Raw genomic sequence first — 12,510 nt, 5'->3', positions numbered from 1 at the left:
TAAAGTGCTTCGCTCGACTTGCATGTGTTAAGCACGCCGCCAGCGTTCATCCTGAGCCAGGATCAAACTCTCGTTAAAAGTGTTTGTTCTAGTCAAGATTAACTCTAGCTAATCTATCCCTTTACTGTTGTTTGGTTTGTTATAAACCATTCTTAAAAATGTTTCTCTTAAAGAAATTTTCAAGGATCTGTTGTCTATTGTTTAGTTATCAATGTTCTTTGTTTTTGTTGTCGTCTCAAGCGACAGCTTTAATAGATTATCACATCTTTTGTCGTTTGTCACCAACTTTTTTATTTTTCTTTATCGCTTCATTTCAGCGCCTCTCGGTCTGTCTCAGCGACGAAGACTATATTATCATTCCTATTTGTAATTGTCAACGTTTTTCTTGTTTTTTATTTATTTCGCACAATTCAGACAATTCACGCAATTCTGACTAAAAAGTATTCTCTAGTTGCTGTTCACTCCCGTGTCAATCACTACGCTGATTGGCACGGAGGATGCACGTTTTATCTTGAACGGCATCTTGACCATCGCCAAAGGCGATTTAAAATGGCGAGATGCGTTACTGGTCACAGGTACTGTGAACAGTAACCTTCTCTTAAATCTCATTTTTAATCATACGTTTATACAGTGCGTTTTTCCTTTACATATGATATAGTTATATCATATGTGAGATGACTCCCACCTCTGTAGGTGGCGAGTAACAAATCAGTATCAGTGATGGGAGTCAATCCCCATCTGATATAGCCTCCGGCAGGATTGCAGAGATGCGCAGAAGAAGTATGTCATGCATTGCATGACGTGCATCTCGCAGCAAGAATGCAGAGGCATTCTTGATTTATACTTTGTCGGACCTGCGATGTCTGACCTTTATATTTTTAACAAAGGAGAATTCTTTATGAAAATGAATGAACTAGGTCTGGTCTACTTCAGCCCAACCGGAACAACAAGAAAAGTTATTATGGAGACCGCCAGAAACATTGATTTAAAATCGGTATCTTACGATCTCTCTATTCACAAAGAAAAGAAACCAAATCTGCATTTCAAAGGCAACGATTTTGTTCTTTTCGGAATTCCTGTTTATGGTGGCCGTGTTCCTGCCACATTTCTGGAATACTTTGAAACATTAAAGGGTGATAACACTCCTGCTGCACTGATTGCTACATACGGATGCCGCGAATACGAAGACGCGCTTTTGGAATTAAAAAACGAGGTTGAGAGTCGCGGATTCAAAGTGATCGGAGCCGGGGCCTTCCCTGTACAGCACTCCATCGTGCGTCAGATTGGAATGAGCCGACCGAACAAGGCAGACTTGAAAGTCATTGCGGATTTCGGAATCCAGTTGAACCGTAAACTTCGCAACGCTGTAGATTTTGATAATATTGATATTCAGGTTCCAGGGAACAATCCTTATAAAAAATATGGAACAATTCCGCTCGTTCCAAAAACAGATGTAAATCTTTGTACGGAATGTAAGGCATGCGCTAAAGCCTGTCCTGCCGGTGCTATTTCCATGGAAAATCCTAAAAAAACTGATAAGAAAAAATGTATTTCCTGTATGAAGTGCGTCTACTCTTGTAAAAAGAAAGCCCGCTATGTCAGCAACATGAAACTGAATATGGCACAGAAGAAACTGACTAAAATCTGCAAAAGCGATAAACAGGCAGAGATTTTCATATAACATTAAGTTCCGAAAAAAGAGATTAATACCCTCTTTCTTCGGAACTCTTTTTATTTCAGCTCAAGATGATTTTACTTTAATTGCTTTTATTTTATAAAATTTTTTAGTAATTATCTTTTCACAAAGTATTCCTCATACCAGACAAGAAATGTATAGATTGTCCACACTTTTCTCCAGTTATCTGAATTTCCGCCAACATACTCATCGAAAATAGCCTGTATCTCCTCCATGTTAAAGAATTTCTCAGCTATATCGCTCTGGAATTTTTCACGCACATCTTTATTATATCTGTCATCCGCCATCCAAACACGAATAGGTACGATAAATCCTAATTTCTTACGGAAAGCAATTTCCTCCGGAAGAACTTTTGCTGCTGCTGTACGGAATGCAACTTTATTCTGTTCTTCGTTCACTTTGTAATGAGATGGCATTCTGGATGCAATGTCAAAAATTCTTCTATCTGTCAATGGCATACGAACTTCCAGACCTGCAGCTGTACTCATCTTATCTACATTAAGATAAATATCTCCCTCTAACCAAATCTGAATATCAACATCTGACATTTTTGTAAGCGGATCCAGTCCTTCTGTTTCTTCATAAATACCTGCTGCCAGTTCGATTGGAAGTACATCTGGATCATATTTCTTCAGAATACGCTTTTTCTCATCCTCTTTCATAATGTTCGTATTTCCAACATAAAATGTTTTCAGATTGTCGCCATATCTTTCCGCATTACGATACATATTGTATCCACCGAAAAATTCATCCGCTCCTTCTCCTGAATAACAAATATCTGTATGTTCTGCTGTTGCTCTGCATCCAAGTGCAAATGCAATTGCTGAAGCATCTCCAAGCGGCTGCTCCATATTATACATTACCCAAGGTACAATATCAAAATATGCCTCCGGTGTAATTCTGCAACGGCTGTTTTCTCTTCCTAAAATATCTGCTGTTTCTTTCGCTAATGGTGACTCATCAAAACGTGCTTCATCATATCCACAAGAATCCGACATTTTTACATCCGACATTGCAAGTACATAAGAAGAATCCACTCCGCCCGACAAAAATGACTCTGCTTTTTCATCTGCTGTTTTTACTTCCGGCATAATTTCTTTCAGCGTAGAATGAATCTCATCTGCCCAATCTTCCAGTGATTTACTCTCATCTGGATGGAATTCTGGTTTCCAGTATCTCTCTATTTTCATTTTTCCGTTCTGCCAGATTAAATATCTTCCAGGCAGCAATTTCTTAACACCTTTGAAAAATGTATTCTCTCCTGCAACATAAGTCAGAGATAAATACAATTGTAACATTTCTTCATTCAATTCTTTTACAAAACCAGGTTTCTCCATAATCTGACTGATCATTGTACCATACAGAAGCTGTCCGTCTGCTGTCTCATAATAGTAGAATGGTTTTGTTCCAAACTGATCACGAAGACAGAATAATTTTTTCTCTTCTTCATCCCACAATGCAAATGCGAACATTCCATGCATATGATCAGCCATCTCACATCCCCATGTCTGATATGCACGAATTAAAATTTCTTCCTCTCTTGCCTCTCTTTTTAATGAAGCATCGATATTCAGTTCTTTGCACAGAGCCTCCCAATTACGGATATGTCCTCTGTATTCTTTTACGATTATCATTTGTACCTCTCCTTTCAACATCTGATATCTTTTGATCTATATTCTAATGCGTTTCACTGACTCTTCGCCCTTTATATACAATCAACCTAAATCAGATTCATAGCATCATTGATTGTTTTCACTCCTATAATCTTGATTCCTTTTATTCCTTTCACCATATCTAATGATACTTCTGGAACAACACATGTTTCAAACCCTAATTTTTTTGCCTCTGCCACTCTTTGTTCCGGCATATTGACCGCACGGACTTCTCCGCTAAGCCCTACTTCTCCAAAAACAATCATCCGCTCATCTACCGGACGATTTTTATAGCTTGATACAATCGCCATCACAATACCAAGATCGATTGCAGGTTCATTCATCCTGATTCCACCTGCAATATTGACATATGCATCGCAATTAGCTAGGTGCAATCCTATTCTTTTTTCCAAAACAGCCATAAGCAAATTTACTCGGTTATAGTCTGTTCCTGTTGCAGTTCTTCTCGGCATTCCGAAATTGGTATCACAGACCAGTGCCTGAATCTCTATCAACAATGGACGAGTACCTTCTATTGAACATGCCACTACTGAGCCTGATGCATTTTCCGGTTTCCCGCTCAACATATATTCCGATGGATTCTCTACTTCCACCAGACCATTCTGCCGCATCTCAAAAACTCCGATTTCGTTAGTCGAACCAAATCTATTCTTCACTCCTCGTAAAATACGATAGGATGCATGTCTGTCTCCTTCAAAATACAGTACGGTATCCACCATATGTTCCAACACTCTCGGTCCTGCTACCGTTCCTTCTTTTGTTACATGTCCTACAATAAATATTGTAATGCCAAGACCTTTTGCCAACTGCATAAATACATTCGTAGATTCACGAACCTGCGATACACTTCCCGGTGCCGATGACACCTCTTCGCTATACATTGTCTGGATAGAATCAATCACTACAAATTCCGGTTGTTTTTTTTCGATAACATTCCTGATTGTTCCAAGATTCGTCTCGCAAAACAACTTCATGTTATCTGAAAAATCCCCCATTCTGTTTGCTCTAAGTTTTATCTGCGACAGAGATTCCTCACCTGAAATATAAAGTACCTGTCTCTCCTTAGCAAGCTTCTGACAAACCTGTAATAATAATGTTGACTTTCCAATTCCCGGGTCACCGCCGACCAGAACAAGGGAACCCGGTACGATACCGCCACCAAGCACCCTGTCAAGTTCTTTCATGCCGGTTTGAAAACGTTTCTGTTCATCTGTATTGACCTGCGACAAAGCTACTATTTTTTTCTCTATATCCCTATCTGTCTTTACGCTTGCAGACACCGATGATGCGATGACATTTTCTTCTACAAATGTATTCCATTCTTTACACATCGGGCATTGTCCGAGCCACTTTGTCTCTTCATGTCCACAATTTTGACAGAAAAATACTGTCTTTTTTCCTTTTGCCACATTTAACCTCTCTTACCGAAAAAGACCGGCAAGTATTTTTCACCCGCCGGTCTCTTCTCTTTTTATGCTAGCGTTTTACAACCTTCACAGCTGCACTTTCATTCGCATTCAATTCAATACTCACGCTAAGTTTACCACTTAAATTTGTTGTCATCTTACCTGCTGAAGCTTCATCAATAAATACTTCATACTCACTATCCGGCTCAAGCTCCAATGTAAACTGTACATCTTCCGGTGCTGAAACTTCAAATTCCACTTCACGGTCTGTCTCTTTGAAATTCTCTACCGCACTTCCTGGAACTGATTCGTATACAAACATTCCATTCTTCTCAAGTTTTGTAATCTCTGCAAATGTTTTAACTTTATAAAGATCTCCTTCAAATTCAAAATTGTCTAACTTTGTCTTTGATGTAAGTGTATAATCTCCAAAACTTAATGTTCCGTCACTTTCTGCACGTAATAATTCTTTTACTGTTGCCATCGTTACTGTCCTCCTACGTATCTCAGATCTTCTCTGTAGTATTGCTATCTTTAGTATAATATAAGTATCGTTTTTTTTCTACTTTTTTGTTTCTTTTCTCTCGACTTTTATGGAATTTTTAGAAACGCCTACTGCAACCATATCACCACTTTGAATGTCTCCATTCAAAATTGCCTCTGCAAGCTTATCTTCTAATTCTGTCTGCATCGCACGTCTCAATGGTCTTGCCCCATACTTAGCATCCGTTCCTTTTTCAACAATTAAATCCTTTGCTGAATCACGTATTGTCAAACTAATATTCAACTGTCTTTTCACACGGGCAGTAAATTCTTTGCAAAGCAATGTCACAATCTGCTTCATATCTTTCTTTTCCAATGCATGAAATACGATTACTTCATCAATTCGATTCAAAAATTCCGGACGGAAGATCATTTTCACTTCATCCATCACATTCTGTTTCATTTTCTTATAATCACTTTTTGGATCTTCTTTTGTAGCAAACCCCAGTTTCTTAGGATCAATAATCGATTTTGCACCGGCATTAGATGTCATAATAATAACAGTGTTACTAAAATCAACCATTCTTCCTTGCGAATCTGTAATATGCCCATCATCCAACACCTGTAATAAAATGTTAAATACATCCGGATGTGCTTTTTCAATCTCATCAAAAAGTATTACTGAATATGGTTGTGTACGAACCTTGTCACTAAGCTGACCGCCTTCTTCATGTCCTACATATCCCGGAGGTGATCCAATCATCTTTGACACTGAATGCTTCTCCATATATTCTGACATATCTACACGAATCATTGCTTCTTCTTTTCCAAATAGCGCTTCTGCCAATGCTTTGGATAACTCTGTTTTTCCTACCCCGGTTGGTCCTAAGAATAAAAATGAACCAATTGGTCGTTTTGGATCTTTCAATCCAACTCTTCCTCTTTTTACTGCACGAGCTACCGCATTGACCGCTTCATCCTGGCCGACCACTCTGTGATGCAGTTCTTTTTCAAGATTATTCAATCTCTGTGTATCGCTTTGCTGTAATTTCTGTACCGGAATCTTAGACCACGATGATACAATGGCAGCAATATCTTCCACCGAAACTTCCGGATTGCTTGATGCCATCTTTTTATCAAATCTTTTTCTTGTAGATTCAATCTTTTTCTTAAGTTCCTGCTGCTTTTTTTGAATCTTAGAAGCTTCTTCGAAGTTTCCTTCTTTAATTGCACTTTCTTTCTGAAGACCCAATTGCTTCTTCTCATCTTCCATCTCTGTCAAATGTGCCGGGACCTTATAACCTGTCAGACTTACATGTGCACAAGCTTCATCCAATACATCAATTGCCTTATCCGGAAGATTTCGATCTGTAATATAACGTTCCGAAAGCTCCACTGCTGCCTTCAACGCTTCTTCTGTAAGCTTCACTTTATGGTGTGCTTCATACTTCGGTTGAATTCCTTTTAATATATCCAGGCACTGTTCTTTTGAAGGCTTCTCGACTGTGATCGGCTGAAATCTTCTTTCCAAAGCTGCATCTTTTTCAATGTACTTGCGATACTCTGCGATCGTAGTTGCTCCGATCAACTGCAATTCCCCACGAGCCAGTGCCGGCTTTAATATACTAGATGCATCAATTGCACCTTCTGCTCCACCAGCTCCGATCATCGTATGTAATTCATCCAAAAACAAAATAATATCTCCGTCCGCTTCGACTTCAGATATCAGCCCTTTCATACGTTCCTCAAATTCGCCTCTGTATTTTGAGCCTGCAATCAGCCCTGGAAGATCCAATGTATAGATACGTTTTCTTTTCATCGTTTCCGGCACAATTCCTGAAGCAATCCGCTGTGCCAGGCCTTCCAGAATAGCTGTTTTACCAACTCCCGGTTCTCCAACCAGGCATGGGTTATTCTTTGTTCTTCTGCTTAATACCTGCATAAGACGAAAAATTTCTTCTTCTCTTCCTATAATAGGATCTAATTTTCCTTCTTCTGCTTCCGCAGTCAGGTCTTTACAAAATTGTTCCACGGCTCCGCCATTTCCACGAAGTCCATCCTGCAATTCGTCCTGATATGCTTTCGGATCAACCCCTGCTGCCACAAAAATGTCTTGCATCATCTTCTGCAAGCTTACATTCAATGTAATCAGCATCTTTGCTGCAACGCAATCTAAGTCTCGTATGATCGCTACAAGAATATGTTCTGTCCCTACTATATCCATATGAAAATGTGCCGCTTCACGCGCACTGTCTTCCAATATATATTGAAATCTTGGACTTTCTTTTGGCTTCTGTCTCTTTTCTGTCTTTTTATTTGGTGCTACGAGCTCATCCATTAATTTTAAAAGCTTCTCTTCATCTACTCCATGACCTGCCAGCACCTGCCCTGCTACACTTGCAAATTCCTGCCGCAATCCAAGAAGCAAATGTTCTGTTCCTACATAAGGATGATTTAATTTCTTTGCTGCTTTTTCTGCATTGCTAATTGCATGCTGTGCCTGTTGTGTAAATTTAATCTGCATATAACCTCCGTCTGCTTATCTATTATCTGTCTGATTCCCAGTTATCAATGTTATCCGTTACTGTTAAATTCTACGACTCATATTCATCCAGAATCTCATCCACCAGTTCATGGATCTCTTCTCTTGAAATCGCACGACAGCATGCTTTTGCCAAAACAATCTGCAATTGCTGACGCATCTCTTCTACTGCACGGATTTTATTCTCATCCAGAGCAATAACTGCTCCACGTCTCTTATCCAATGTAATAAAGCCTTCTTGTTTCAAAACATTATATGCCTTATTCACCGTATGCATATTAACGCCAATCGTTTCTGCAAGCTGACGCACGGAAGGAAGTGAATCCCCCTCATGAATATTCGCAGTTGCAATTCCCAGTATAACCTGATTGCGAAGCTGAATATAAATCGCTTCTTCACTGTTAAAATCAATTTCTATCAGCATCTTTCTACCTCTTTTTCTTTCGTGATATTACTGCTTTTCATATACTACGCACAGTAACTACACAATTCTGTTATAGAAATACTAGCACAAAGAGAGAATCTCTGCAAGCAATTATTCTCCTGCAGGACTCTCTCTTTATCCCCACTGTTACTGTTCACGGTCCTGTGACCAGCAACGCATCTCGCCATTTTAAATTAAACTTTTTTCACATAATTTTAGAATTATCCACAATGTCTTTCTTATACTCTCAACATTTCCGAAAATTCTGTACTCAGCTTAATCTCTGCAATATAGAAGACATCTCCTGTGATATACACATTCCAGTCATCTGCAATTTCAACCTGAAGATCACCACCCGGCATATGCACAAGCATCTTGTTTTCTGTCAATCCCAATTTATATGCCACTGCTGCTGCCGCGCACGCACCTGTTCCAGTCGCCATTGTATACCCCGCACCACGCTCGTATGTCTCAATTGCGATGTTATTGCGATCTGTCACCTTCATAATCTCTGTATTCACTCGTTCTGGGAAATATCTTGCACTCTCAGAATGTACACCTATTTTACAAACCAGTTCTTTTGAAATTTCCTGCATTGGAATAACGCAATGCGGATTTCCTACTGACACACATGTTGCCGGATACAGATTGTTGCCAAATACCATATCCTCATTGATGACCTCTCTTCTTTCTCCTATTACCGGGATTTCCTCACTCACAAAGGATAATTTTCCCATAGAAATACGCAGTCTGCTTCCCTCTTCATTCAAATATGTAATCTCTACAATACCGCCATCTGTCATCAATTCATAATTCTTTTTCTGTACATATCCTGCGTCTTTTAAATATTTTGCAAAAATACGAACTCCGTTTCCGCTCTTTTCTGCAACACTTCCGTCCGGATTCCAGATTTTCACAGCCAGATGTTCTCCCAGCAACGGACCTTCCAAAATACCATCTGAGCCGAGCCCTACATTTCGATTACAAATCATCTTGACATTCGCTTCATTTAATTCTAATTCATTTTTATTTGGATCAAATACAAGATAATCATTTCCCAATCCGTGATATTTTTCTAATACAATCTGCATAATCTACTCCTCCCACATTAATATACTATTTTTCCCATGATATTTTTATTATACATAGCATTATATTTGAATAATACAAAATAACTGCTTTCTATATTGCAAATAATGCTGTTTTTGTTTAATATCATATTATCGGACCATATAAAGGAGGGATATTATGGAAACATATCAGAAACGAGGGTATTTAAACAGTGATTTTCGAATTTTTCATTTAAAAGATCAAGTGGATACCGAGTTTGATTATCATACTCACAATTTCCATAAAATCACTATTTTTATCAGTGGAAATGTACAATATTTTATTGAAGGAAAGACTTATACTCTAAACCCTTACGACATTGTCCTCGTCAATCGAAACGACATTCACCGTATCCAGGTAGACTCTTCCATTCCATATGAAAGAATCATCGTTTATATTTCCCCCGGATTTATGGAAGCTTACCGAACTACCGAATATAATCTCGCTTATTGCTTTGAACAGGCCCGCGAGAAGCAGTCATATGTTCTTCGAATTCCTTCCTTAGAAACCAGCTCACTATATAAGACTACCCAGCGCTTAGAACGCTCGTTCCACGATCATGAATATGCAGGAAGCTTATACCGCCAGATTTTATTCCTGGAATTTATGATTCAATTAAATCGTGCCACATTAAAAGAGGGCATCGAATACCTTGACACCAAGCTTTATAACAAAAAGGTTCTGGATATTATGAATTATATTCAAGATCATTTAACAGGGACAATAAGTATGGATTCCCTCGCATCTGTCTTTTATCTGAGTAAATATCATATGATGCGGTTGTTCAAAGCAGAAACCGGTGTTACTATCGGTCATTACATTACTTATCGCCGGCTGTTGCTCGCCAGACGTTATATTCACTCCGGCATGCCTATTACAGATGCATGTTTTGCCTGCGGTTTTCAAAGTTATTCCGCATTTTCCAGAGCATATAAGCAAGAATTCAAAGAACCACCAAGAAAATTAAAATAATCTTCCTGGTGGTTCTTCTCTTCCCTATCACATTTTCATATTAATTAAAATATACCATCTCTTCAATCGGTTCAGCCGGCTCAATATTTTCCGCTGTCAACACCGGACCAACTCCTCGATACATTGCCAGTTTCTCATACCCTACTTTTGCACGCACTTTTACCCACTGTCCTGCTTTTAATTTTGGTGCATAAGAACTTTTACAAATATATCCTAAAAATGTTGTATCATCTGCACAGCAAGTCATTGCCATTCTTCCCGGGAGAAATAATTTACTTGGAAAGCTTCTTGGTTTCATAACTCTGGCTGTATATTCTACAACTTTTCCATCGTAGCGTTCCTGATTCTCCATCATATCCACATACCAGATTCCATAATCTTCCGGAAGTATTTCAATAATATCCGCTTTCAAATCATATGGTACCTCATCTTCGAAAATATTTTCCACTTCACCATTCTCATCCTCAAAAATAACTTCTGCCTGAGGACTTACAACTTTTACGCTTCGACGATATCCTGCAAGTGGTTTTACGTCACTGCAACGATTAAATAATACCATCTCTGAATTGCGGACCATTTCCACAAACAATGGTTTCATATTTGCAAGATATATCTGAAATGTGCTCGCATCTACTGTTGTGATCTTTTGTTCGATTCCCCAGCCTTTTGGCAGTTTCAAACTTTCAAAATCACTGACCTTCCACATTCCATTGTACTCAATAACAACTCGTTCTGGATGATATTTTTCATCCAGTTTTTCCAGCCATTCCTCTGTCAAAGCTTCTGGATCGTCAATTGTTTCCATTACAATACGATGCTCTTTTAACATCTCCGGACTATATTCTTCCTCCCCTTCTTCACAAAGGATCAGAAGTGTTGTCCCATCAATCTGAAAATATTCCTGCTCTAATGTAAATTTCAAAAACTGTGTCTTTCCGCTATCAAGAAATCCAGTCATAAGATAGACCATAACATCTGGTTCCATAATATTTTCTCCTTTTAATTATTTTGCAATGCCAAATAACTCTTCCAGCTTATGCTCATCCAATTTTGAGCCAATAACACAGATTCTTCCTGTATACTCTGCTGCTCCTGTTCTGACTTCATGCTCTTCCGGTACCATATCGAAATAAATCCATTCTCCATCGGCTCCCGCAACCATACCTTTCGCACGAAGAATTGTACCATATGAAGAATCTGACTCTAACGTTTTCAAAATATTGCTGATTTCTTCTTTTGTATAAGTCTGGATTGTTTCTTTACCCCAACTTGTGAATACTTCGTCAGCATGGTGATGTCCATGATGGTCATGATGATGATCGTGTCCACATCCGCATCCACATTCTTCGCCATGATCATGGTCGTGATGATGGTGCTCATCATGGTCATGGTGGTGGTGCTCATGCTCGTCGTGGTCGTGGTGATGGTGCTCATGCTCGTCGTGGTCGTGGTGGTGGTGCTCATGCTCGTCGTGGTCGTGGTGGTGCTCATGCTCATCGTGGTCGTGGTGGTGGTGCTCATGTCCACATCCGCACTCCTCATCGTGATCATGATGTCCGCCGCATTCCGGGCAAACAATCTCAGCCAGAAGTTCTTCTTCCAGAGACTTGCTTCCTTCCATTGTTTCAAGCAATTTCTCTCCTGAAAGCTGCTCGATTGGAGTTGTGATGATTGGTGCTTTCTCATTTAATCCACGTAAAATAGCAACGCTTTCTTCAACCTTCTCATGTTTTGCTTTATCTGTTCTGCTTAAAATAATTGCTCCTGCATACTCAATCTGATTGCTGAAAAATTCTCCAAAGTTTTTACTGTAAATTCTACATTTAGTCACATCAACAACTGTTGTAAAGCTGTTCAACTGTGCATCAAGATTAACCTGTGCATCCTGTATTGCTTTGATAACATCTGAAAGCTTTCCAACTCCCGATGGCTCGATCAAAATTCTATCCGGATGATATGTGTCGATTACTTCTTTTAAAGATTTCTCAAAATCACCTACCAGTGAACAGCAGATACAGCCTGAATTCATCTCTTTAATCTCAATTCCGGCTTCTTTTAAAAATCCACCATCAATACCAATTTCTCCAAATTCATTTTCAATCAGAACAACCTGTTCTCCTTCAAATGCTTCCTTTAAAAGCTTTTTAATAAATGTTGTCTTTCCAGCTCCTAAAAATCCAGAAATAATGTCAATTTTAGTCACG

10 protein-coding genes and 1 rRNA gene are annotated in these 12,510 nt (G+C 39.0%); 2 read left to right on the top strand and 9 right to left on the bottom strand.

Annotated features, from left to right (window positions below; translation table 11 throughout):
• Positions 1-78: ribosomal RNA gene (locus LQE94_RS10915) — 16S ribosomal RNA — on the bottom strand; the annotation flags it as partial.
• Between the two features lie 820 nt (positions 79-898).
• Between LQE94_RS10915 and LQE94_RS10910 the strand changes: the two genes are divergently transcribed.
• Positions 899-1,681: a 4Fe-4S binding protein gene (locus LQE94_RS10910; protein WP_240577692.1), complete on the top strand. Its 783-nt coding sequence runs from the start codon at positions 899-901 to the stop codon at positions 1,679-1,681.
• A 110-nt stretch (positions 1,682-1,791) separates the two neighbouring features.
• Here LQE94_RS10910 and asnB read toward each other — a convergent pair whose 3' ends face one another.
• The 6 genes from asnB to dapF all read right to left on the bottom strand — a co-directional run bounded on the left by asnB (position 1,792) and on the right by dapF (position 9,315).
• A complete protein-coding gene (asnB, locus tag LQE94_RS10905; RefSeq protein ID WP_240577691.1) occupies positions 1,792-3,330 on the bottom strand; it encodes an asparagine synthase (glutamine-hydrolyzing) in 1,539 nt (512 codons plus the stop codon).
• Positions 3,331-3,416: 86 nt separating this feature from the next.
• The gene (gene radA / locus LQE94_RS10900; RefSeq protein ID WP_240577690.1) at positions 3,417-4,778 is read right to left on the bottom strand and encodes a DNA repair protein RadA; all 1,362 of its coding nucleotides are present in this window, start codon (positions 4,776-4,778) and stop codon (positions 3,417-3,419) included.
• 67 nt (positions 4,779-4,845) lie between these two features.
• Entirely contained in the window at positions 4,846-5,259 is a 414-nt protein-coding gene (locus LQE94_RS10895) for a hypothetical protein (protein ID WP_022075022.1), read from the bottom strand.
• 78 nt (positions 5,260-5,337) lie between these two features.
• On the bottom strand, positions 5,338-7,782 hold the full coding sequence (locus tag LQE94_RS10890) for an ATP-dependent Clp protease ATP-binding subunit (RefSeq protein ID WP_240577689.1): 2,445 nt from the start codon (positions 7,780-7,782) through the stop codon (positions 5,338-5,340).
• A gap of 70 nt (positions 7,783-7,852) precedes the next feature.
• Positions 7,853-8,224, bottom strand: coding sequence for a GntR family transcriptional regulator (locus LQE94_RS10885; RefSeq protein WP_022075024.1), 372 nt, complete (start codon positions 8,222-8,224; stop codon positions 7,853-7,855).
• Between the two features lie 239 nt (positions 8,225-8,463).
• Positions 8,464-9,315 carry a diaminopimelate epimerase gene (dapF, locus tag LQE94_RS10880; protein ID WP_022075025.1) on the bottom strand — a complete coding sequence of 284 codons (852 nt, stop codon included), beginning with the start codon at positions 9,313-9,315 and terminating at the stop codon, positions 8,464-8,466.
• Positions 9,316-9,472: 157 nt separating this feature from the next.
• Here dapF and LQE94_RS10875 point away from each other — a divergent pair, with 157 nt between their 5' ends.
• Positions 9,473-10,306, top strand: coding sequence for an AraC family transcriptional regulator (locus LQE94_RS10875; RefSeq protein WP_240577688.1), 834 nt, complete (start codon positions 9,473-9,475; stop codon positions 10,304-10,306).
• A gap of 40 nt (positions 10,307-10,346) precedes the next feature.
• Here LQE94_RS10875 and LQE94_RS10870 read toward each other — a convergent pair whose 3' ends face one another.
• Positions 10,347-11,294, bottom strand: coding sequence for a TIGR03943 family putative permease subunit (locus tag LQE94_RS10870; RefSeq protein WP_240577695.1), 948 nt, complete (start codon positions 11,292-11,294; stop codon positions 10,347-10,349).
• 15 nt (positions 11,295-11,309) lie between these two features.
• Positions 11,310-12,509, bottom strand: a complete 1,200-nt coding sequence (locus LQE94_RS10865) for a CobW family GTP-binding protein (protein WP_240577687.1) — start codon at positions 12,507-12,509, stop codon at positions 11,310-11,312.
• Position 12,510: the final 1 nt, after the last annotated feature.

Source organism: Mediterraneibacter sp. NSJ-151 (assembly GCF_022487435.1).
GTDB lineage: Bacteria > Bacillota > Clostridia > Lachnospirales > Lachnospiraceae > Schaedlerella > Schaedlerella hominis.
This window is presented reverse-complemented; position numbering and strand designations above follow the sequence as displayed.